At 72.2% G+C, this 21,257-nt stretch carries 20 protein-coding genes; 4 read left to right on the forward strand and 16 right to left on the reverse strand.

Translation table 11 applies throughout. The features are described 5' to 3' along the window. The first annotated feature begins 8 nt into the window (after positions 1-8). Together BTM25_RS30810 and BTM25_RS30905 are read left to right on the forward strand one after the other, a co-directional pair. Positions 9-2,528 (forward strand): dipeptide ABC transporter ATP-binding protein, encoded by a 2,520-nt coding sequence (locus BTM25_RS30810; RefSeq protein WP_168212066.1) that lies wholly within the window; start codon positions 9-11, stop codon positions 2,526-2,528. Between the two features lie 39 nt (positions 2,529-2,567). Continuing rightward, a complete protein-coding gene (locus BTM25_RS30905; RefSeq protein WP_407923372.1) occupies positions 2,568-2,936 on the forward strand; it encodes a membrane dipeptidase in 369 nt (122 codons plus the stop codon). Here the strand turns inward: BTM25_RS30905 and BTM25_RS08805 are convergent. The 6 genes from BTM25_RS08805 to sfnG form a co-directional block, all read right to left on the reverse strand. After that, positions 2,867-3,589 (reverse strand): GNAT family N-acetyltransferase, encoded by a 723-nt coding sequence (locus BTM25_RS08805; protein ID WP_103562190.1) that lies wholly within the window; start codon positions 3,587-3,589, stop codon positions 2,867-2,869. The two genes, BTM25_RS30905 and BTM25_RS08805, sit on opposite strands and share 70 nt — an antisense overlap. Positions 3,590-4,040: 451 nt before the next feature. Then, a complete protein-coding gene (locus BTM25_RS08810) occupies positions 4,041-5,213 on the reverse strand; it encodes an LLM class flavin-dependent oxidoreductase (protein WP_103562191.1) in 1,173 nt (390 codons plus the stop codon). Between the two features lie 17 nt (positions 5,214-5,230). Further along, positions 5,231-6,430: an SfnB family sulfur acquisition oxidoreductase gene (locus BTM25_RS08815; protein ID WP_103562192.1), complete on the reverse strand. Its 1,200-nt coding sequence runs from the start codon at positions 6,428-6,430 to the stop codon at positions 5,231-5,233. A 57-nt stretch (positions 6,431-6,487) separates the two neighbouring features. Then, positions 6,488-7,714 carry an acyl-CoA dehydrogenase family protein gene (locus tag BTM25_RS08820; protein WP_103562193.1) on the reverse strand — a complete coding sequence of 409 codons (1,227 nt, stop codon included), beginning with the start codon at positions 7,712-7,714 and terminating at the stop codon, positions 6,488-6,490. A 49-nt stretch (positions 7,715-7,763) separates the two neighbouring features. Further along, on the reverse strand, positions 7,764-7,826 hold the full coding sequence (locus tag BTM25_RS30910; RefSeq protein WP_378186718.1) for a putative leader peptide: 63 nt from the start codon (positions 7,824-7,826) through the stop codon (positions 7,764-7,766). A gap of 6 nt (positions 7,827-7,832) precedes the next feature. Beyond that, positions 7,833-8,963 carry a dimethylsulfone monooxygenase SfnG gene (gene sfnG / locus BTM25_RS08825; RefSeq protein WP_103562194.1) on the reverse strand — a complete coding sequence of 377 codons (1,131 nt, stop codon included), beginning with the start codon at positions 8,961-8,963 and terminating at the stop codon, positions 7,833-7,835. A gap of 96 nt (positions 8,964-9,059) precedes the next feature. Here sfnG and BTM25_RS08830 point away from each other — a divergent pair, with 96 nt between their 5' ends. Next, positions 9,060-10,037: a LysR family transcriptional regulator gene (locus tag BTM25_RS08830; RefSeq protein WP_103562195.1), complete on the forward strand. Its 978-nt coding sequence runs from the start codon at positions 9,060-9,062 to the stop codon at positions 10,035-10,037. A gap of 6 nt (positions 10,038-10,043) precedes the next feature. On the opposite strand, the gene BTM25_RS08835 is transcribed toward BTM25_RS08830, so the two are convergent. The 5 genes from BTM25_RS08835 to BTM25_RS08855 form a co-directional block, all read right to left on the reverse strand. Further along, a complete protein-coding gene (locus BTM25_RS08835; protein WP_103562196.1) occupies positions 10,044-11,093 on the reverse strand; it encodes an AraC family transcriptional regulator in 1,050 nt (349 codons plus the stop codon). Beyond that, positions 11,090-12,211, reverse strand: a complete 1,122-nt coding sequence (locus BTM25_RS08840) for an LLM class flavin-dependent oxidoreductase (protein WP_103562197.1) — start codon at positions 12,209-12,211, stop codon at positions 11,090-11,092. Before BTM25_RS08840 ends, BTM25_RS08835 begins: the two co-directional genes overlap by 4 nt. Positions 12,212-12,375: 164 nt before the next feature. Continuing rightward, entirely contained in the window at positions 12,376-12,681 is a 306-nt protein-coding gene (locus BTM25_RS08845) for a hypothetical protein (RefSeq protein WP_103562198.1), read from the reverse strand. Between the two features lie 415 nt (positions 12,682-13,096). Beyond that, a complete protein-coding gene (locus tag BTM25_RS08850) occupies positions 13,097-14,557 on the reverse strand; it encodes an aminotransferase class I/II-fold pyridoxal phosphate-dependent enzyme (RefSeq protein WP_103562199.1) in 1,461 nt (486 codons plus the stop codon). Between the two features lie 70 nt (positions 14,558-14,627). Next, positions 14,628-15,485 carry a lipase family alpha/beta hydrolase gene (locus BTM25_RS08855; protein WP_103562200.1) on the reverse strand — a complete coding sequence of 286 codons (858 nt, stop codon included), beginning with the start codon at positions 15,483-15,485 and terminating at the stop codon, positions 14,628-14,630. A 98-nt stretch (positions 15,486-15,583) separates the two neighbouring features. On the opposite strand from BTM25_RS08855, the gene BTM25_RS08860 reads away from it, so the two are divergent. After that, positions 15,584-16,228, forward strand: a complete 645-nt coding sequence (locus BTM25_RS08860; RefSeq protein ID WP_235828303.1) for a TetR/AcrR family transcriptional regulator — start codon at positions 15,584-15,586, stop codon at positions 16,226-16,228. Between the two features lie 25 nt (positions 16,229-16,253). Here the strand turns inward: BTM25_RS08860 and BTM25_RS08865 are convergent, their stop codons facing one another. The 5 genes from BTM25_RS08865 to BTM25_RS08885 all read right to left on the reverse strand — a co-directional run bounded on the left by BTM25_RS08865 (position 16,254) and on the right by BTM25_RS08885 (position 21,255). After that, on the reverse strand, positions 16,254-17,231 hold the full coding sequence (locus tag BTM25_RS08865; protein ID WP_103562201.1) for a glycine betaine ABC transporter substrate-binding protein: 978 nt from the start codon (positions 17,229-17,231) through the stop codon (positions 16,254-16,256). Then, a complete protein-coding gene (locus tag BTM25_RS08870; protein ID WP_103562202.1) occupies positions 17,232-18,029 on the reverse strand; it encodes an ABC transporter permease in 798 nt (265 codons plus the stop codon). After that, positions 18,026-19,225 carry an ABC transporter ATP-binding protein gene (locus BTM25_RS08875; protein WP_103562203.1) on the reverse strand — a complete coding sequence of 400 codons (1,200 nt, stop codon included), beginning with the start codon at positions 19,223-19,225 and terminating at the stop codon, positions 18,026-18,028. The genes BTM25_RS08870 and BTM25_RS08875 overlap by 4 nt, the downstream gene beginning before the upstream one ends. Continuing rightward, the gene (locus tag BTM25_RS08880; RefSeq protein ID WP_103562204.1) at positions 19,218-19,865 is read right to left on the reverse strand and encodes an ABC transporter permease; all 648 of its coding nucleotides are present in this window, start codon (positions 19,863-19,865) and stop codon (positions 19,218-19,220) included. The genes BTM25_RS08875 and BTM25_RS08880 overlap by 8 nt, the downstream gene beginning before the upstream one ends. A gap of 547 nt (positions 19,866-20,412) precedes the next feature. Beyond that, on the reverse strand, positions 20,413-21,255 hold the full coding sequence (locus BTM25_RS08885) for an LLM class F420-dependent oxidoreductase (protein ID WP_103562205.1): 843 nt from the start codon (positions 21,253-21,255) through the stop codon (positions 20,413-20,415). Positions 21,256-21,257 lie beyond the last annotated feature (2 nt).

Raw genomic sequence — 21,257 nt, forward strand, 5'->3', positions numbered from 1 at the left:
AGCGCGGGATGCTCCTAGCCGGAGGGGCGATCGTCGGCGCCGTCGTGGTCGTGGCGGTGTTCGCGCCGCTGCTCGCGCCGTACGGGTTCGCGCAACTGCGGGACGCCCACGGCTACTTCGGCGCACAGCGCCCGCCCTCGGCACAGCACTGGCTCGGCACGACCGTCGGTGGATACGACGTGCTGTCCCGCGTCATCTGGGGGTCGCAGACCGCGCTCGAAGTGATCGTCGCCGGGACGGTCGTCGCGCTGCTGCTCGGATCGCTGTTGGGCCTGGTCTCGGGCTACGTGGGCGGGAGGGCCGACGGGTCTCTCGTCGCGCTGACCGATGCGATCTACGCGTTCCCCGCGCTGCTGCTCGCCATCGTTCTGGCGATCGTCATCAGCGGCGGCTCGTCGGGACGGTGGTCCGGGATCTTGTCCACCGCCGTCACGGTCACGATCATCTTCTTGCCGCAGTACTTCCGCGTCGTCCGCGCGGAGACGACCCGGCTCAAACACGAGCCGTTCGTCGAGTCGGCCCGCGTCGTGGGCGTGCCGCGGCGGCGGATCCTGGTCCGCCACATCCTCGTCAACGCCACCCGGACGCTGCCGCTCATGGTCACGCTGAACGCCGGGGGAGCGGTCGCGACGCTGGCCGGCCTCGGGTTCGTCGGCTACGGCATCGAGCCGACGGCGGCCGCCGAATGGGGCTACGACCTGAACCGCGCGCAGTCCGACATCGCCGCGGGGATCTGGTGGACGGCCCTGTTCCCCGGCCTCGCGATCGCGCTCACGGTGCTCGGCATCACGCTGTTCGGCGAAGGGCTCAACGACGTCCGCGACCCGAGGCTGCGGGCCCGGCGCAAGCCGCGCGGCGAGCCGTCGCCGGGTCCGGCGGAGGTCCGTGAGAGCGCCGGGCTGCTGGACGTCGAGCACCTTTCGGTGAGTTTCGCGACCGACGGCGGCACGGTGGACGCGGTCGAAGACGTCAGTCTCACCGTCGCACCCGGGGAGATCCTCGCCATCGTCGGCGAGTCAGGGTCGGGCAAGACCGTCACGGCGCGGTCGGCGCTCGCGCTGCTGCCTGATACGGCGAGCGCACGCGGCGTCGTGCTCGTCCGAGGACACGACGTGCTGCGGGCGGGACGGCGCGAACTCCGGCGCGTGCGGGGCCGCGACATCGCCATGATCTTCCAGGAGCCGGGGACGGCACTGAACCCCGTCCACACGGTCGGTTGGCAGATCGCCGAGGCGCTGCGCGCGCACCGCTCCATCAGTCGGCGCCGAGCGCGCGCACGCGCGGTGGAACTGCTCGACCGCGTCGGCATTCCGGATCCGGACCGGCGGGTGGGCCACTATCCGCACCAGTTCTCCGGCGGCCAGCAGCAGCGGATCGTCATCGCTCTGGCGCTTGCCCTGGACGCGCCGCTGCTCGTCGCCGACGAGCCCACGACGGCGCTCGATGTCACCGTGCAGGCCGACATCCTCGACCTGCTGCGGGACTTGCGCGACACGCGCCATGTCGCCATCGTCCTGATCACCCACAACATGGGTGTCGTCGCCGACCTCGCCGACCGCGTCGCGGTGATGCGCCGTGGACGGCTGGTGGAGCAGGCCGACGTCCGAACTCTCTTCGCTGCGCCACGCCACGAGTACACCCGGGCGCTCCTTGCGGCGGTGCCGCGGCTGTCCGTCGAACGTCCGGCGTCCCCGCCGCCGTCCGACGAAATCGTGGTGGAGGCGCGCGGCCTGGTGGTCGAGTATCCGGGACGGCTGGGCCGTCCGGCGTTCCGTGCGGTGGACGGCGTCGATCTGAGGATCGCGCGCGGCGAGGTGCTCGGACTGGTCGGCGAGTCCGGGTCCGGCAAGACCACGATCGCGCGCGCCGTCGCCGGGCTCGTCCCGGTCGGCGGAGACCTGCGCGTACTCGGCGTCGACCTGGCCGGATCGCGCGGGCGGGACTTCCGGGCGGTCCGCAGGCACCTCGGCTTCGTGTTCCAGGATCCGGCGACCTCGTTCAACCCCAAACGCACCATCGGGGACGGGATCGCCGAGCCTCTCCGCGCGCACGGCGACCCCACGGCCGCCGAGGTCCGGCGCCGGGTCCGTGAACTGCTCGACGCGGTGCAACTCGACGCGGGCCATGCCGACCGCTATCCGCACGAACTGTCCGGCGGGCAGCGGCAGCGCGCCGCGCTCGCCCGCGCGCTCGCGCTGCGGCCCCGGCTGCTCATCGCCGACGAACCGACCAGTGCGCTGGACGTCTCCGTCCAGCAGCGCGTCCTGGACCTGTTCGCCGTGCTGCAGAAAGAACTCGGGTTCGCCGTGCTGTTCATCAGCCATGACCTCGCCGTCGTGAACGCTCTCGCCGACCGGGTCGGCGTTCTCTACCAAGGTCGGCTCGTCGAAGAGGGCGATCGGCAGCAGGTGCTCGCCCGGCCTGCGCACGACTACACACGGCGGCTCGTCGCCGCGTCGCCCGTCCCCGATCCGGTCGAGCAGGCCGCTCGGCGCGCACACCGCCTGGCCGACGAGGCGAAAGCGTGAGCGGCCACGGGCTCGCGTCCCTGCGCATCATCGACGGGCATGACGACCTGCCGATCGCGCTGCGCTTCCTGCGTGGCGGCTCGATCGCCGACGTGGACTCGGGGCTCTCGATTGCGCACCGACCTTCTCCGGCTGCGGGCGGGTCAGGTGGCCGGGCAGCTCTGGTCGGTTTTCGTGCCGACGGGACTCGAACCGGGCGCGGCCGTCCAGATGGCCCTTGAACAGCTCAACCTCGTGCACCGGCTCGTGGCGCGTCATCCGGACGTGCTGCGTCCCGGCGTCCCGGCGGGCTGGGATGCGGCTTTGGTGAGCGCGGGGTGTGGTGGAGATGGCGTGGGTCAAGCGGGAGGGACGCGGAGAGCGGCGAAGACGAGTTCGCGACGGAGATGGAAGCCCAAGGACTCGTAGAGGCGGATGGCGGTGATGTTGCTCGCGGCGGCGTGGAGGAAAGGCGTCTCACCTCGGGCGTGGATGCCGGCGATGACGGCGCGGACGAGACGGGTGGCGAGGCCGTGGCCGCGGTGGTCGGGGTCAGTGCAGACCGCGCTGATCTCGGTGTGGCCGGGCGGGTGCATGCGTTCACCTGCCATCGCGATGAGGCGGCCGTCGCGGCGGATGCCGAGGTAGGTCCCGAGTTCGATGGTCCGCGACGCGAACGGGCCGGGCTCGGTGCGCGCGACGAGTTCGAGCATCTCGGGCACGTCGGCCGGAGTGAGCACGACGGTCTCAGGATCGGGTTGGCCGCTGGCGGCCGCGCCGACGAGCTGCACGCCGGGAATGGTGAAGATCCTTTCCCAGTCCTCGGGGAAGGAGCTCACGCCGGCGACGATGAACTGGCCGCCCGGTCCGGCGAGCGTGGCGGCGTCGGCCCAGTCGGATGCGGATGGCTCGATGGGCAGCGCTCCGAAAGGTGACACATCGGGGGAGTAGCGGACGGCGCTGCCGTGCCGCTCGGCGAAGGCCGCGTGCGGGCCGTCCAGCGAGGAGTGCACGGGGTTGTCGAGCGGGTGCTGCGGCGTCTCGGGGTCGCCGTACGGGGGCTTGGCGCCAGCTTCCAGCATGGTCTCTCCTCACCGAAGGACGTCCGCGCGCTCGACCTGACCTGCGAGCGGGCCGAACCGTGTCCGGATGGCGGGTCCGGCGGCGTCGTGACGGTCGGCGTCTGCATCGTGCCACGTGCTCCCGCGTGCTTCGGCCGTGGGGGGCCGTCGTTTCCCGGAACGGTCCGGCGGAGCGCGTCCAGTCGCCGTGGCGGGACAGGGCGTCACGAAGAACGCAGGTCGCGGCGGAACGTCCGGTAGAGCGAGGGGGAACGGACGTAGCGGCGGAACGGTCGGTGGGCGAGGGAGAAGGGACGCCGCGACAGAACGGCCGGTGGGGCGAGGAAGAGCGGAAGGGGCGGGGGGGGACGGGCGGTAGGACGAGCAAGAACAGACGTGGCGCCGGAACGATCGACGGGATGAGCGAGTAACGGCTGGCCTAGGAGCACTATCAAGGCCCGGGACTCAGAGGTCACGATGAGACGGCCCTCGGCAGGAACGGCGTGTGGCCGGTTCCGGCGGAGCCGGTCTGAGGGAACAGACCGCGCTGGACGAGACGGGGAAGCACTCCCTCCCCGAACCAGTACAGCTCCTCCAGATGCGGATAGCCGGACAGGACGAACTCGTCGATCCCGAGCGCCGCGTACTCCTCGATGCGGTCGGCCACCTCGCTGTGGCTACCGACCAGCGCCGTCCCCGCGCCGCCGCGTACGAGCCCGACCCCGGCCCACAGGTTCGGGGCGATCTCCAAAGCGTGCGGATCGCGCCAGGTGCCGTCCGCGCGGCTGCGCTCGTGCAGTTCCCGCATCCGGCGCTGCCCGGTGGACTCGCTGCGCGCGAGGTTGGCCTGCGCGGCGGCGACGACGTCCTCGCCGAGCGCGTCCACGAGCCGGCCCGCCTGCGCCCAGGCGTCCTCGGCGGTGTCGCGGGTGAGGACGTGCAGCCGGATCCCGAACCGGAGCCGCCGGCCGCGCGCGGCGGCGAGACCGCGGATCCACTCGATCTTGCGGGCGACGGCGTCCAGCGGCTCGCCCCAGGTGAGGTAGACGTCGGCGTGCTCGGCCGCGACGGGACCGGCCGCCGCCGACGAGCCGCCGAAGTACAGGGGCGGCACCGGGTCGGGGACGGTCGGCAACCGCGCCGCGTCGATGTCCAGGTGGGCGCCGCGGTGGGTGACCGTCTCGCCGGCCCAGAGCCGACGGACGACCGAGAGGAACTCGTCGCAGCGGGCGTACCGCTCGTCCTTGGACAGATGGTCGCCGTACGCGCGCTGCTCGTGCGCCTCTCCGCCCGTCACGACGTTGAGCAGGAGCCGTCCGGGCGCGTGCGCCGCGAACGTCGCCGCCATCTGCGCGGCGAGCGTCGGGCTGATCAGGCCGGGCCGGAACGCCACGAGGAACGCGAGGCGTTCGGATTCGCGCGCCAGCATGGCCGTCGTCAGCCACGCGTCCTCGCACCACGCGCCGGTGGGCGTGAGCGCGCCGGCGAAGCCGAACTCCTCGGCGGCGCGCGCGATCGACGCCAGATAGCCGATCGAGGCGCGCCGGTCGCCGGACGCGACGCCTGCGGGCTGCCCGTGGCCGCCGCCGACGATGAACCGCGAATCGCCGTAGGTGGGCAGGAACCAGTGCAGCGTGAGGGACATGGGCCGGAAGTCCTTTCTCAGAGCAGACCGTGGCGCGGCGGCGGGGTGCGCGACAGCAGCCAGCGGCCGACGTGCTGCACTTTCCACCGGCCCGGGTCGTGCAGGGTGTGCGTACGGGCGTCCCGCCAGTGGCGGGACAGGTTGAGGGACGCGGCGGCCGACCGGGTGCCGCCCAGCTCGAACAGCGCCGACGACGCGTCGACCGCCGCGCGGGCGGCGGCGACCTTCGCGACGGCGGTCGCCACGGACGCGTGGGCGGCGGCGTCGGCGGTCGGTTCGGGCTCGGCGGCGTCGATCGCGGCGGCGGCCTCCCGCAGCAGCGCCTCGGCGCCCCGGACGACGATCTCGATCTCGCCCGCCTGCTGGACGACGAGTGGGTCCTCGGCGGCGGTGTCGGCGCCGCTCTCGAACCACGGCCGGGCCTTCGCCACCGCGACGACCGCCGCGTCTAGTGCGCCGCGCGCGATGCCAGCGTCGATGGCCGCGTGGAGAAGCTGGGCGCGGGCGCCGTAGGTCGTCGGCCCGTCGAACAACGGCGTGTACGGGACGACTTGGTCCGCGTCGACCCGTACTGACGCGAGCCGGACGGTGCCGCTCGCGGTCGTGCGCTGTCCCATGCCGTCCCAGTCGTCCTGGACCGTGACGCCGGGTGTTTCGCGGCGGATGTAGGCGAGCGCCCGCACGACCCCGCCGCCCGGCGGGGGCGGGGCGTCGGCCAGGACGGCGCGCACGACGAGCCAGTCCGCGAAGAGCGCGCCGGTGCTGTAGTACTTCTCGCCGTCCAGCACGTAACCGTCGGACACGGGACGCAGCGTCGTCGCGTCGTCGGCCGCCGTGCGCCCGCCCCGCTCGGATTGCGCGTTCGCGAACCGCGCCCCGGCCAGCGCCTCGGCGAAGTAGCGGGCCTGCTGCTCCGCGGTCCCCTGCCGTCGCAGGGCGTCGAGGAACACGAAGTGGCTCTGCGGAATCTGCGCGAGGCTCGCGTCGGCGGCGGCGAGCGTCCGGAACACCTCGGCGAGCGTCGGCACATCCACCTCCGCCCCGCCGAACCGGGCGGGTACGGCGATGCCGAGCAGGCCGGACTCCGACAGCTCCGCGACCTCGGCGGCGGGCGCCCGCCGCTCGGCGTCGCGCGCGCCCGCGCCCGCGGCGAACGCGGCGGCGAGCTTGCGGGCGACCTCGACGGCCTCGTCGGCGGAACGGATGACATGGGCCATGCGGGGATCTCCGTCCGGACCCGGCGGACGGCCCGTGCCGCCCGCCGGGCCGTGTCGTCAGCGGTACAGGGAGAACTCGGGCGCGCGCCGGTTCAGCGTCCAGTCCCCGACCTCGCGGGCCTTGTACGCCACCGGGTCGTGGACGGTGTGCGTCCGCAGGTTGCGCCAGTGCCGGTCGAACCCGTACGCGCTCGTCGTGGCCCGAGCGCCCTGGATCTCGAACAGCCGGGACGCCGCAGCCAGCGACACCTTCGTCGTCAGGTACTTCGCCTCGTAGATCGCGACGGCGGCCTCGGCGCGCTCGTCGGCGGTGAGCGACGGGCCGACATCCAGCGCGTGCTGGAGCGCGTCGCCGGCGCGGTCGGCGAGCAGCGCCGCCGCGCGGATCTCGCTGCGCAGTTCCCCGACGGTCTGGAGGACGTAGGCGTCGTCGGTCGCGCTGTCCACGCCCGAGGTCTCCCAGGGCGCGGCGTGCAGGCGCGTCCAGTCCAGGGCTTCGTCCAGCGCGCCCTCGGCCGTCCCGATGTAGAAGTTGACGAACGCGAGCTGCCAGTGCGGCGTGACGAGCGTCTGGTACGGGGTGAGCGTCCGCCCGGTGAGCGGGTCGTCGCCGAGGATCTCCGACCGTTCGACGCGCGCGTTGTCGAACTCGACGCCGCCGGAGTCGGTGAGACGCTGCCCGATGTTGTCCCAGTCGCCGAGCGCGCGGAACCCGTCGCGTCCGGCGGGCAGCGAGACGAACACCAGCTCGCCCTCGAAGACGGCCGTCACCGAGAGCTGGTCGCCGAGGCTCGCGCCGGACGCGAAGGAGCGGCGGCCGTTCAGCCGGAACCCGTCGCCGTCGCGGGTCAGGACCAGGTCGGAGCCGCCGCGCGGATTCTGCACCCCGCCCCAGAACAGCTTTTCCCCGGCGTTGCGCCGCGACTGCGCGTCGGCCTGCTCGGGCGTGCCGAACAGCGGCGCGATGCGGGTCTGGGCGTAGTGGTAGCCGATCAGGTGGGCGATGGACGTGTCGCCGCGCGCGATCACGCGGGTGATCTGGGACGCCTGCGCGTAGGTCAGGCCGTCACCGCCGTACTCGACGGGTTCCTGCACCTGCAGCAGGTCGTGGCCGCGCAGCAGCTCGACCTCGGCGCGCGGCGTCCGGTTGGCGCGGTCGCGTTCGGCGGCGGTGGCGCGCAGTTCGGCGGCGACGGTCTCGGCGCGGCGCAGCGCCGCGGCGTACCGGTCGGTGTCGTCGGCGCTGGTGGTGACGTGGTCGGTGAGCCGGGTCTCGACGGACATGCGTGATCTCCTTGGAAAGGCGGAAGCGAGCAGGTCGTGGAAAGACGGTTCACGGACACAGGGCACTGCAGGTCCTGCGCAGGTCGATGTGGCGGCGGCGGACGAGGCGCATCGGGCGTCAGGAACCGATCCGGACGGGCTCGGCGGCGTCGGCGTCGGCCTCCAGCTCCCGGACGAGCGGCAGCACGCGCTTCCCGAAGTACTCCACGTCCTCCAGGTAGTGCAGGAAGCCGAGGAGGAAGAGGTCCACGCCGCGCCGCTTGTAGGCGACGATCCGCTCGGCGATCTGCTCGGGCGTCCCGATCAGCCCGGTGCGGAACCCGTCGTTGTACTGGACGAGATCGGCGAACTCCGAGTCCTCCCACATGCCCTTGCCGTCGGACGTGGAGCGTCCGGCCTGCTTCACCGCGGCACCGAACCCCTCGACGGCCGTCCGGTCGGCCTTGGCGACGATCTCGCGCAGCACGTCGCGGGCCTCGGCCTCGGTGTCGCGGGCGATGAGGAAGGCGTTGAGGCCGAACCGCACGCGGCGTCCGTGCCGGGCCGCCTCCGCGCCGACGTCGGCGATCTGCTCGGAGACGCCGTCGAGGTCGCGGCCGTTGCTGAAGTACCAGTCCGACACGCGGCCCGCCATGAGCCGGGCGCTCGTGGAGTTGCCGCCCTGGAAGATCTCCGGGTGCGGCCGGCCGGGTCCGGTGAGGGGCTTGGGCCGCAGGTCGAAGTCGTGCAGGCGGTAGAAGTCGCCGCCGAACTCGGCGTGCTCGGACGTCCAGATCTCGCGCAGGACGCGGATGAACTCCTCGCTGCGCCGGTACCGCTCGTCGTGCTCCAGCCACGGTTCGCCGAGCTTGGTGAACTCGTCCTTGAACCAGCCGCTGACGACGTTCACCGCCGCCCGTCCGCCCGAGATCTGGTCGGCCGTCGCGATGAACTTGGCGAGGACGCCGGGATGCCAGAGCCCGGGGTGCACCGCCGCGATCACCTTCAGCCGCTCGGTCGCCAGGAGCAGGGCCAGGCTGAAGCCGGTCGACTCGTGCTGGTACGCGGCGCCGTAGGACGCGATGTACCGCACCTGGCTCAGCGCGTACTCGAACCCGTTGTTCTCGGCGAGGACGGCCAGCTCGCGGTTGTAGTCGTACCCCCAGTCGGTGCGCTGCTCGATCCTGCTGACGACCAGGCCGCCGCTGACGTTCGGCACCCAGTACGCGAACTTCAGCGGTTCCGGTTTCTCAAGTTTGTCTATCGACATAGTCTAGATTCTGGTCAAGTCGCCCGACCTGGGTCAATGTCATCTTTCCGAACGGGCGATAAGCCGAACCTGTCAGCGGGACCGCGAGGACGGACGATGCGGATCGAACAGCTCGAATGCGTCGCGGCCATCACCCGGCTCGGGTCGATGCGCCGTGCCAGCGAGTCCCTGCACCTCTCCCAACCCGCGCTGAGCCAGACGATCAGCAACCTGGAGCGCGAACTCGGGGTCACGCTGCTCGACCGGCACCGCGCGGGCACCCGGATCAGCGCGGAGGGGCGCGAGCTGCTGCCCTGGATCACCGAGGTGATCGACGCGGTCCAGCGGCTGCGCTCGGCCGCCGACGACCAGTCGAGGACACGGCAGATGATCCGCGTCGGCACGGTCAACGCCGCGACGGTCCCGCTCGTCACCCCCGTCATGCACGCGTTCCGCGCCGCGCACCCCGAGACGCAGGTGGAACTCGTCACCGCGCAGCAGACCGAGATCCAGGACGCGCTGCGCGGCGGCGGCCTGGACCTCGGGCTCGTCAACCTCATGGACGGCGACGACGTCGCGTCCGACCTGGCCGCGGTCGAACTGCTGCGGGGCCGTCCCACCGTGTGCTGCCGCGCCGACAGCCCGCTGGCGCGGCTCGAAACGATCGGCACCGACGCGATGTTCGCCGAGCCGTTCATCGCGATGCGCGCCGGATACGTGATGCACCGCTACGTCCACCGTCTCCTCGGCGGACGTCCGCCGGCCTTCGCCTACTCCGTGGACGGCGCCGAGATGGGCAAGGTCATGGTCGCCGAGGGCCTCGGTGTCACGCTGCTGCCGGACTACAGCGTCGCCGACGACCCCCTCGAACGCCACGGCGTGATCACCTACCGTCCGCTGGACGCCGACGTCCCGGACGTCGTTCTCGTGGCGCAGCACGCGCGGACCCGCCACCTGGCCGGCGCAGTCCACCGCATGACGCGCCTCCTGACGGCCCAGGCCGCGCGCTGGCGCCCGCCCACCGCGCGGAACGGCGCGTGCGCGGAACGACCACACGTCCAAGGCGACGATCCGCATGGGGCCGGGCCGGGATGAGGTGGGTCAGCCGGACGCGGCGGAGTTCCCGCGCCGGAGCGTCTGGGTCGGCGTCTCGCCGAAACGCTGGCGGTAGTGGTTCGAGAAACGGCTCATGTGCACGTATCCGGCGGCGTGCGCGACCCGGGTGACGACGCTCGCGCCGGGCCGGGCGGTGAGCAGGTCCCGGCGCGCCTGATCGAGCCGCACACCGCGCAGGAGTTGCGTCGGCGTGAGCCCCCACCGGTTCCGGCAGACGAACTGCAGGTGCCGGACGCTGATCCCGGCGGCGCGGGCCATGTCCGCGACCCCGATCGGCTGGTCGTAGTGCGCCTGGATCCAGTCGTGGATGACGTCGGCGAGATGGTGCGGTGACCGCCGCGGCGGCTCGGTGAGTTCGGCCGTGGCGGTGTGCGGCAGGCCGAGCAGCACCGCGGTGAGCAGAGAGTCCTCGAGGTTGCGCGCGGCGAGCGGATGCAGCCCGGCGGCGGTCGCGTGGTCGAGCATTGCACAGACGTGCCGCCAGGTGCGGCGGACGATGTCCGGGGACGCGGCGGCGCGGCCGGAGTTGGCGAAGCGCAGCGGCGCCGAGGCGTCCCGGCCGAGATAGTCGCGCAGATGGTCGGCCAGCCGTCCCGTGCTGGTCGCGATGACCAGGCATCCGCGGGTCGGGTGCGGCGTCATGCGCATGCGCTGCTCATGGGACAGGACGAGCGTCCCGTCGGCGACGGTCCGCTCGCCGTCCCCGCAGTACTCGACGCCCATCGGCGCGTTCGGGGCGCACATGGCGAACTCGCCCTCGGTGGGCGGCGTCTCGACGACGACGCCGCTGCCGCCGTAACGCACCCACACGAGATTGACCGAGCCCACCGAAAGGCCGTTGACCATTCCGTCGAGCGGACGCCCCGGTTCGAGCGCGTCGAGCGTGTGCCCGACGGCCAGCGGTTCGACGGCGCCGTGCAGTTCGTGAATGTCGGTGCTCGCGACCCGCTGGTAGGCGGTGAGAAGCGGTGGCGAAAGGTCCGCCGGGCAATTGTCGTCCGCGCGGGCGGACTCGGGCAGCTCGATTCGCGTCATGTGTGGTGTCGTGCGTGGGGGACGGTCCCGTCAGGATAGTCGACCGGCGCGGGCCGTACGCCCCGCGCCGCCAAACGCGGAAAGACCTCGGTGGCGAAGTAACCGAGTTCGTCCGTGTAATTGAGGAACGAGAGGGCGATCCCATCGAATCCGGCCGCGGCGAAGGCGGCCAGGGTGTCGGCGACGTCGTCGGGGTCGCCGACGATCGGGCAGCTCCCGTGCCCGGCGGCGAACCGGTCGCGGAAGACCTGGAGCATCTCGGGCGTGAACGACTGCGCGTGCAGGCCCTGCAGCCGCATGACCTCGTCCACGGCGGGCCAGTCGGCGTGCTCGTCGGCGTAGTAGTGCAGGTGGTCCTCCGCCTCGGCGCGGCTCGGACGGCACACGACGTGCCCCAGCGTGAACACGCCGACCGATCGGCCGTGCGTCGCGGCCTCCGCGCGGATCGCCGCGACGACCTGGGCGCCGTCGTCGGGACCGGCGACGACCGTGAACGCGCGGTCGGCGTTGCGGGCGGCGAAGGACCGTCCCTGCGCGGACGACCCGGCGTTGATGACGGGCAAAGTGCCGCCGTTGTACGGCTTCGGCGACCCGACGACGTTCCTGAGCCGGAAGAACCGGCCCTCGTGGTCGAACGGTTCGTCGCTGGACCAGATCCGGCGGACGACGTCCCACCACTCCTGGGCGAGCGCGTACCGGACATCGTGGTCGTCCGGCAGCGACAGGCCGAACATCTCGTACTCGGGAGCGTGCCAGCCGGCGACGATGTTCAGCCCCGCCCGGCCCGCGCTGAGGTGGTCGGCGGTGGCGAGCTGCTTGGCCGCGACGACCGGGTGGTGGAATGCCGTGTGGAGGGTGACGAAGACGCGGACGCGCCGGGTCGCGGTGAGGAGCCCCGACGCCCAGACGAGCGGGTCCAGGACGCTGCCGTGGAAATCGGTGTCCTTGCCCCAGTCGGTCCAGCGGGCGACGGGCAGGAGGAAGTCGATTCCGGTCTCGTCCGCGAGCCGGGCCAGCCGCAGGTTGTTCTCCCAGGTCGCCCGCCAGCGTTCGGGCGCGGTGGTGATGGCCAGACCCGATTCGGTGTTGGGAGAGAACAAGCCGATCTGGAAACCCACGGCTTCCGCCTTCCGCCCGCTGTCGGTTTTCGCATTCCCGCCCCCAGTATCGGACTCGGGATGTCCCGGGGCAATGGGCGCGAAGAAGCGCGGGCGGATGGCCGTATTCAGCCATTCCCTTGATTGTCGCCGGTCGGCGGCGGGCGGTGACGGAGAAGGCGCGCTCAGTTCCGGGGCGCCACCGGAATGACGCTCACCGCGAGCCGGTCGAAGGGTCCGTCGGGGCGGGGGCCGATCCGACGGCCGCGCGCGGTCGCGTACACGATGACGTGCGCCGCGCCGCGCTCGCGCGCCCAGCGCGTGGCGTCCGCGACGGCCTCGGACAGGTGGACGCCGCACGCCTCGGCCGCGCGCGGGACGGGACGGCCGGCCCCGGTCCCCGTCTCGACCCGGACCTGGAAGCAGGGCGGCCGGCCGCAGCAGGGGGCGGAGCAGGACGGGAGCGGGGCGAAGGGGGAGCCGGTCGGCATCGGTGCGCTCATTCCGGGGCGTGGTCGGACGGGTGCGAGCGGCGGCGCGGCGTCCCCGTCCGGTCGTGCCGGGAGGCGTTCCGGGCGGGTGGGAGACGCCGGGGATCCGCCGGGTTCGCGCACTGGCATGGCTCCGTCTCAGGGTCGCGGGTCGATCGGAGGCATCCCGCGCGGCATGGGACGGGAGCCCGGAGCGGCCGGTCGGGGCGGCGTGTTCGTCGTCCGCCGGTCCGGCGCGGGCGGGGAAAGCCGGTGCCCTCGGCCCGGCCGCCGCTCGATCATCATGCCGGACGCCGTGACCGTCGGCAACGCAACTGGGTTAGCACACCCACTTGTAGCGTTTTCTGGATATTGAAATGTCCGCGACCGCGCCGTTGGCCGATTTCGCCGTCTTTCCATGCCGGACCGCCCGGCGTCAGTTCGCGACGACCCGGAGCGTTCGCAGCGACGGGTCCACGGCGTCCGGGACGAGCATTCCCGCGGGCGGCCCGCTGGCCAGGTAGTCGAGGACGGCCTCGGTGATCAGCTCGCCGGGTGTGAGGACGGGCACGCCGGGCGGATACGGGCTGACCAGCTCGGCCGCGACGCGTCCGGCCGCCTTCTCCACCGGGACCTGCTCGGTCGCGGCGAAGAACGCGTCGCGCGGGAGCATCACGGTCTCCAGCGACAGCGTCTCGGGATCGGGCAACCGGACCTGCGGCTGCGGCGAGATGCGGTCGAGGTCGGCGGTCAGCCCGCGCAGCGCGTCCACGAGCCGGGCCTCGGTCGCGTCGTCGTCGGCGTGGGTGAGGCGCGCGTTGATCCGGCACTGGTCGGCGGCGCCGACGTCCACGTGATAGGCCGTCCGCAGCCACTCGGCCGCCTGCATCCCGCTGATGCCGAGGTCGCGCACGTCGATGCTGATCGCGAGCGGGTCCAGGTCGGCGGCGTGGTGCGGCCCGACGACCTCCCGCCCCATCGGCCGCAGCCCCGGCACGTCGGCGATCGCGGCGCGGACGCGTGCGGCGCGGGCCAGCGCGGCGTCCAGCAGCCCGTGCCCCTGCTCCACCATCTGCCGCCGCCAGCCGTCCAGCGACGCGTAGACCAGGGACGATGCGCTGGTCGTCCCGAGGAGGTCCTCGCGGAGCTTGAGGACCGCCGGGTCGATGCGGTCTCCCTGGAGGTGGAACACCGAACTCTGCTCGATCGCGCCGCCCATCTTGTGGACGCTCGTCACGACGAGATCCGCGCCGCACGACATGCCCCACGCGGGCAGGTCGGGGTGGAACGGCAGGTGCGCCCCCCACGCCTCGTCCACGATGAGCGCCACGCCACGGGAGTGGCACAGCTCGGCGATGCCCGCGATGTCCGCGCAGGTGCCCCAGTCGGTCGGCGTGATCAGCAGCATGCCCTTGGCGTCGGGGTGGGCGTCGAGGGCGCGTTCGACGTCGGCGGCCTCCGGCGGGTGCGCCAGGTGCCGCTCGGCGTCGAAGTGCGGATGGACCCACACCGGGTCTGTCCCGTTGATGATCACGCCGGACACGACGGACTTGTGCGCGTTCCGGGAGACGAGCAGCTTCTCGCCGGGCCCCGCGACGGCGAGCATCGCGGTCTTGACCGACAGCGAGCTGCCGCACGTCGAGAAGAAGGAGCGGTCGGCGCCCACGGCGTCGGCCATCAGTTCCTGGGCCTTGCCGAGCACGTTCTGGGACTCGCGGCGGTCGTCGAGCCCGTTGAGGAGGAGGACGTCGGACGCGAACACGCCCTCGCCGAGGACGTCCAGCACCCGGGGGTCGACACCGCGCCCCTGCTTGTGGCCGGGCGGGCCGAACACCACGTCGTCGCGCTCGCGGAACTTCGTCAGCGCGTCGAGCACGGGCGTCTCGGAGTGGTCCATGTCCTCCTCCTCCGTCGGGGGCGCGGAAGACCGTCCGCCTACCCGGCGTACGGGCCGGAAAACCGGACGGTCAGAAGGGCAGGCCGAAACCGCAGGACACGGGCTTGCGGTGCGCGGGGTCCAGCGTGTTGGCGATGTACCGCGCCACCGCCCCGTCGTACGCCAGGCCGATGTGGCCGACGCCGTCGGACGGGCACCAGTCCTGGACGTAGGTGTTGGTGACCCCTTCCTCGCGGACGAACGCGGTGTCGGTCGGCGTGACCAGCTCGTCGGACTTGCTGGCGATCACCGTGTACTCGACGCCCGGCTGGGCGATCGCGCCGGACGTCAGCCGCGCGATCTCGGGCGCGCCGGTCGTGAGCTGGGTGCAGGCGACACAACCGGCGCCGGCGAGCACCTGGTTGACCTGGGACATGATGCCGAGCTGCTGCGCGAGTGTGACGAGCCCGGCGAACGTCGTGCCGTGGGTCGGCGGAGCGAGCGCCACCACCTGCTTGATCTTCGCGGCGTAGCCCGGCAGGAACTTCGGGATGGCGAGCGAGAGGTAGCCGCCTTCGGAGTGGCCGATCACGTCGACCTTCGACGCGCCGGTCGAAGCCAGGATCTTGTCGATCCGCGCGGCGTTCTCCTTCGCGGAGGCGTCCACCGACACCAGGCCGCCGACCGGGATCGGGGGCAGCGCCTCGCCGTACGTCTCGGCGTAGACGCAGTAGCCCTCGCCCATCAGGAAGGGGCCGAGGGTGAGGAAGTTGCCCGGCCCGTTGCCGCCGAGCCCGTGGAGCAGCAGGACGGGTTCGGGGTGGGCGGCGGACGGGCGGCAGTTGTAGTCGTTGAAGCCCGACGAGGGCGGGGCGGCGGCGGCGCGTCCGGCCATGAGCGGGACGAGCAGGGCGAACGCGGCCAGGACGGCGGCGAGACGGCGGCGCATGGGACCTCCGGCGCTGGGGGGAGACGCCATTAGAGCACGCTGCCGTGTTACGAACAAGAACTCTTGTTGATAACTCGCGCGCCGGTAGTGTCGGGGTTGTGACACACGCGGAAGCGGCCGACGCGCCGCGCGGGCGCCGGATCCGTGGACTGGACGCCGAACAGCGCCGGGAGCAGCGCCGCCGCCAGCTCCTGGAGTCGGCGCTGGAGCTGTGCGCGGCGCACGGGTACCACAACGTCTCGATCGAACAGCTCTGCCAGCACGCCTACGTCGGCACCAAGAGCTTCTACGAGATCTTCCCGAGCCGCGAGGACTGCTACATCGCGCTCGTCGGCTGGATCAGCGAGCAGATCATGGGCGAGATGACCGCGCACCGGGCCACCGCGCCGCCGGACGCCCCGGACGCCGAACGCGCGCTCATCGCTGCCTTCGCGCACGCGCTGGTGGACGATCCGCGCCGCGCGCTCGTCACCTTCGGCCAGGCGAGCGGCGTCTCACCGGCCGTCGAGCGGCTGCGCCGCGCGAACCGGCGCTGGGCGGCCGAGTTCGTGGAACGATTCTGGCGCGACTCGGGGACGGTCGGCCCGGACGCCGACGTCCACCGCATCACGATCGGCCTGGTCGGCGGCCTCTTCGACCTCGTCGCCGACTGGCTCCTCGCCGACGACCCGGCCGTGGACACCCTGATCGAAGACCTTCAAGCGTTCTACACGGCCGTCCGCACAGGCGTAGCCGCCCGCTGAACAGTCGGCCTCCGGATGGCAGGCGTTACTTGATGAAGCCTTGTTGGCGCATCCAGTCGCGGGCGACGAAGACGGGGTCGTTGCCGTCGACGTCGGCCTTGGCGTTCAGCGCCGTCATGACCGGCGTGGTCAGCTTGGGCGCGATCTGGGCGAAGATGCCGGTCAGCTCGGGGTGGGCGCGCAGCAGCGGCTCGCGGATCGTGATCGCCGGGTTGTAGATGGGGAAGAAGCGGCGGTCGTCGTCCAGCACGGTCAGGTGGAGCGCCTTGTTGCGGCCGTCGGTCGCGGTGACCTCGCCGAACGTGCAGCGGCCGTGCTGGACGGCGTTGAAGATGACGCCCGTGTTCATCTGGAGGACGTTCCCTGACGGGACGGTCGACCCGTAGTTCAGCCCGTACGCCTTGAACATGCCGCGCATGCCGTCGTTGCGGGAGAAGAACTCCGACTCGACGCAGAACGTCCGCTGCGCGACCGGCACCTTCGCCATGTCCGACAGCTTCGTCAGCCCGTACTTGCGCTGGGCGGCGGCGTTGACCGCGAGCGCGTAGGTGTTGTTGAGCGGTGCGGGCGGAGCGAGCCAGGCGATGTGGTTCTTGCGCACGTCCAGGTCGCGGACGGCGGTGAACTGGCGCCCCGCGTCCGGGATCGGGTTCTCCTGCCCGAGGTAGGTGATCCAGCCGGTGCCTGTGTACTCCCACATCAGGTCGTTGTTGCCGGTGGTGATGGAGCGGCGGGCGGACGCGCTGCCCTGCACGTTCGTGTGGTCCTTCACCTTCGCGCCCGCGGCCTTGAGCGCCAGCACCGCGATCTTGCCGAGGATGAGCTGCTCGGTGAACTCCTTGGACGTGACGCGGAACGTGACGTCCTTCAGGCCGGGGATCGGCCGGATGCTGCCCGGCTCGACGTCCGGGATGAACGCCGAGGCGGGTTTCAGCCCGCAGCCGGCCAGCGTCAGCGCGGCGCACGCGGCGAGAGCGGTCCGCGACCGCCGTCCGGTGAGCATTCAGAGTCCCTTCGGGGCGAGGAGCCGCGTCGCGACGCCGCCGAGCCAGTCGATGAGCAGCGCGAGCAGCGCGATGAGGACGCAGCCGGTCAGCAGCACCGGTGTCCGCTGCGTGGTGACGCCCGTGGTGACGAGGTCGCCGAGGCCGCCGCCGCTGATGAAGGAGGCGATGCTCGCGGTGCCGACCATCAGCACGAGCGTCGTCCGTATCCCCGCGAGGATCACCGGGGCGGCGAGAGGCAGCTCGACACGGCCGAGGACGGCCGGCGCCGACATCCCGATGCCCCGTCCCGCGTCGGTGAGCGTCGGATCGACCTGCTGCAGGCCGACCATCGTATTGCGCAGCGCGGGCAGCACGCCGTAGGCGACGAGCGCGACGATCGCCGTCCAGAACCCGATGCCCCAGAGCACGGCGAGCAGCACGACGACGCCGATCGCGGGCGCGGACTGCCCGATGTTCGCGACGCCGAGCACGAGCGGAGTGGCGCGGCGGACGCGCGGACGGCTCAGCACGATGCCGAGCGGGATCGCGATGACCAGGACGATCGCCGTGGACGCGAGCGCCAGCTCGATGTGCTCCCACGTCTTCTGCGCGACATAGTGGGGCGCGAGGACGCGTTCCTCGATGCTGTCGAGGTGCTTGTTCTCGACGTAGAGCATCCAGCCGAGGCCCGCCAGCACGATGAGCAGCGGCTGGAGCAGCGCCCGCCAGGACCGTCCGGCCGGGGTGTGCAGCGCCTCCTGCGTGCCCGTCCCGCCGGCGGCGTCCTCGGTGTCGCCGAGCGGCGGCGCGGTCACGAGCCGGCCCCCGCCCGCTCGGCGGTGCGGCGCATCTCGCGGATCGCGTTCTGCACGGTCGCGAGCGTGACCGTGCCCTGGTAGACGCCGCCGCGCCCGACCACCGGGACGCACTCGTGGTCGCTCTGGATCAGCGTCTCCAGCGCCTGCTGCAACGTGTTGCGGCCCCGGATCGGGTCGGCGACGTCCTCGCCGCGCTCGCCGACGGCGCCGGTCACGCCGTCCAGGTTCGCGGCGGTGATCCAGCGGACGGGACGGCGGCGCTCGTCCAGCACGATCGCGAACCCGGTGTCGCCGAGCCGGTCCCGGACGGCGTCGGCGTCGTCGCCGGGGGCGGCCTCGGGCACCTGCTGGAGCGGCACGTCCGCGACACGGCTGAACCGCAGCAGCCGCATCGCCTGGCCGCCGCCGACGAACTGCTCGACGTAGGCGTCCGCCGGGTTGAGCAGGATCTCCTGCGGGGTGCCGAACTGCGCGATCCGCGACCCCTTGTCGAGGATCGCGATGCGGTCGCCGAGCTTCAGCGCCTCGTTGATGTCGTGGGTGACGAACACGATCGTCTTGCCCAGCTCGTCCTGGAGGTGCAGCAGCGAGTCCTGGAGATGCTCGCGGGTGATGGGGTCGAGCGCGCCGAACGGCTCGTCCATCAGCATGACCGGCGGATCGGCGGCGAGCGCGCGGGCGACGCCGACGCGCTGGCGCTGCCCGCCCGACAGCTCCCGGGGGTACCGGTCGCGGTACTGGTCGGGGGGCAGGTCGACGAGCTCCAGCAGCTCGTCCACGCGCTCGGCGATCCGCTTGCGGTCCCACTTCAGCATCTGCGGGACGAGACCGACGTTCGTGGCGACCGTCATGTGGGGGAACAGCCCCGCGTCCTGGATCACGTAGCCGATGTGCCGGCGCAGCTCGGTCGGGTTGAGGCCGAGCGCGTCCCGTCCGGCCACGGTGATCTTCCCGGACGTCGGCTCGATCAGCCGGTTGATCAGCCGCATCGTGGTCGTCTTGCCGCTGCCGGACGGGCCGAGCAGCACGACGATCTCGCCGGGCGGGACCGTCAGCGTCACGTCGTCCACGGCGGGCGTCTTCTGCCCCGGATAGCGCTTGGTGACGTTGATCAGTTCGATCCCGGCACGGTCGGTGGCCGGGGCCGCGCCGGAGGCGGGGGAGTCCGGGGTCTCGGGGGAGCTGTCAGGCACGGATCCCTCGCGGTGTGGTCAGACGGCCGATCACGAGGAAGCAGCCGTCGAAGAGCAGGGCCAGGACGATCACGCCGAGCGTCCCGGCGAGCGTCATGTTGATGGAGTTCGCGCCGCCGAGGCGGCCGAGCCCGGAGAAGATCTGCTCGCCGAGACCCGGCCCGGACACGTACGCGGCGATCGCGCCGATGCCCATCGCGAGCTGCGTGGCGACGCGTGCGCCGGTGAGGATGACCGGCCAGGCGAGCGGCAGCTCGACGCGCAGCAGGATCCGGCCGCGCCCCATGCCGATGCCGCGCGCCGCGTCCACGAGGGTGCGGTCCACGCCGTTCAGCCCGACGATGGTGTTCCGCACGATCGGGAGCAGCGAGTACAGCGTCAGCGCGACGACGCTCGGCGCGACGCCGAGGCCGAGAGGGGTGATGAGCAGGCCGAGCAGGGCCAGCGACGGGATCGTGAACACGGCCCCGGCGGTGCTGGTGGCGAACCCCGACAGCCGCGGACTCCGGTAGACGAGCAGCCCGACGGCGACTCCGAGGACGAGCGCGGCCACCACGCACTGGAACACCATGCTCGCGTGCTGCCACGTCTCGAACACGAGCAGTTCCTGGCGGCTGCGCAGGTACTCCCAGAAGTTCACGGGTGATCACTACCACCGCGTTGTTCGGATCACACCTCCGTGACCGGATCGTGCCCTTCTGGCGGGAGCGCCGCCCACCTCCACACCCCATCCGCCCCACCCGCCCATAACTCGCCGACCTAGCGCCGCCACGACGAACCACGCGTTGCGCCGACGAGCCACGCGCCGCCACGACGCGCCACGCGTCGCCTCGGGAACCCTCGCGTCGCCACGACGAGCCACGCGGCGCCTTGAGAATCGTGCGTCGCCACGGCGCGCCACGCGAACTGCGCGCCGCACGACGAGCGACGCGTCGCCACGGCGCGCTACGCGTCGCTATAAGAGCGATGCCTCGCCACGACGAAGTTCGCGTTGCGTCGACGGGCCACGTGTCAGCTCGACGGGGTACGCGTTGACACGGCGAACTACGCGTGGCCACGGCGCGCAACGCGTCGTTACGGGAAACGACGCGTCGCCATGACGAGGTACGCGTTGCGTCGACTGGTCACGTGTCGCTTCGGGGCGCTGTGGCAGGCGGCGGGGCGGTACGGCGGGTTGCGCGGGTGGGTCAGGGCAGGTCGAGGGCTTGCGCCAGGGCGCGGAGGGCGGGGAGTGGGTCGGTGTCGTTCGTGGTGAGGGGCTGGAGGGCGACGTGGTTCGCGCCCGCGTCGAGATGCCGTGTCACCGCTGCGGCGACCGTGGCGGCGTCGCCGTGCGGGGCGAGTTCGTCGATGAGGGCGTCGCTGCCGTCGTCCGCGATGTCCGCGTCGGTCCAGCCGAGCCGCCGCAGGTTGTTGGTGTAGTTGCCGAGCTTGAGGTAGGGGTCCGCGATCTTCGCGCGGGCCGTCGCGCGGGCGCGGGCGGCGTCCTCGTCCACGACGACCTTCTGCTCGGGCGCGAGAAGCGCGTCCGGGCCGAGGATTTCGCGCGCCCGCCGGGAGTGTTCGGGCGTGACGAGATAGGGGTGCGCGCCGCGCGTCCGCTCGGCGGCCAGCCGCAGCACCTTCGGGCCGAGCGCCGCGAGGACACGGCCGCGCACGGGCACGCCGCCCGCGTCGAGGCGGTCCAGGTAGGAGACGATCGTGTCGTACGGACTCTGGTACTCGCGCGTCGCCTCGGGATGGCCGATGCCGACGCCGAGCAGGAAGCGTCCGGGTTGGGCTTCGGTGATCCGGCGGTAAGCCGCCGCGACGTCGTCGGCGGCCGTCGCCCACATGTTGACGATGCCGGTCGCGATGACGATGCGGTCGGTGGCGGCGAGCAGCCGCTCGGCGCCGCCCAGGTCCGCGCCGGGCGAGAAACCGAGCCAGATCGTGCCGTACCCGAGTGCCTCGGCCTCCCGGGCGAACTCCGGGCTCGTCTGCTGCCAGGACCGCCAGATGCCGAACCGGCCGACGTCGATGTCCGTCATGT

Source organism: Actinomadura rubteroloni, from assembly GCF_002911665.1.
GTDB classification, from domain to species: domain Bacteria; phylum Actinomycetota; class Actinomycetes; order Streptosporangiales; family Streptosporangiaceae; genus Spirillospora; species Spirillospora rubteroloni.

Coding starts and splice junctions, on each gene's coding strand:
- BTM25_RS30810 (WP_168212066.1), top strand. CDS start 9: ATGCTCCTAGCCGGAGGGGCGATCGTCGGCGCCGTCGTGGTCGTGGCG.
- BTM25_RS08845 (WP_103562198.1), bottom strand. CDS start 12,681: ATGCCGACCGGCTCCCCCTTCGCCCCGCTCCCGTCCTGCTCCGCCCCC.
- BTM25_RS08850 (WP_103562199.1), bottom strand. CDS start 14,557: ATGGACCACTCCGAGACGCCCGTGCTCGACGCGCTGACGAAGTTCCGC.
- BTM25_RS08810 (WP_103562191.1), bottom strand. CDS start 5,213: ATGTCCCTCACGCTGCACTGGTTCCTGCCCACCTACGGCGATTCGCGG.
- BTM25_RS30905 (WP_407923372.1), top strand. CDS start 2,568: ATGACGACCTGCCGATCGCGCTGCGCTTCCTGCGTGGCGGCTCGATCG.
- BTM25_RS08815 (WP_103562192.1), bottom strand. CDS start 6,430: ATGGCCCATGTCATCCGTTCCGCCGACGAGGCCGTCGAGGTCGCCCGC.
- BTM25_RS08805 (WP_103562190.1), bottom strand. CDS start 3,589: ATGCTGGAAGCTGGCGCCAAGCCCCCGTACGGCGACCCCGAGACGCCG.
- BTM25_RS08835 (WP_103562196.1), bottom strand. CDS start 11,093: ATGACGCGAATCGAGCTGCCCGAGTCCGCCCGCGCGGACGACAATTGC.
- sfnG (WP_103562194.1), bottom strand. CDS start 8,963: ATGTCGATAGACAAACTTGAGAAACCGGAACCGCTGAAGTTCGCGTAC.
- BTM25_RS08865 (WP_103562201.1), bottom strand. CDS start 17,231: ATGCTCACCGGACGGCGGTCGCGGACCGCTCTCGCCGCGTGCGCCGCG.
- BTM25_RS08885 (WP_103562205.1), bottom strand. CDS start 21,255: ATGACGGACATCGACGTCGGCCGGTTCGGCATCTGGCGGTCCTGGCAG.
- BTM25_RS08855 (WP_103562200.1), bottom strand. CDS start 15,485: ATGCGCCGCCGTCTCGCCGCCGTCCTGGCCGCGTTCGCCCTGCTCGTC.
- BTM25_RS08820 (WP_103562193.1), bottom strand. CDS start 7,714: ATGTCCGTCGAGACCCGGCTCACCGACCACGTCACCACCAGCGCCGAC.
- BTM25_RS08830 (WP_103562195.1), top strand. CDS start 9,060: ATGCGGATCGAACAGCTCGAATGCGTCGCGGCCATCACCCGGCTCGGG.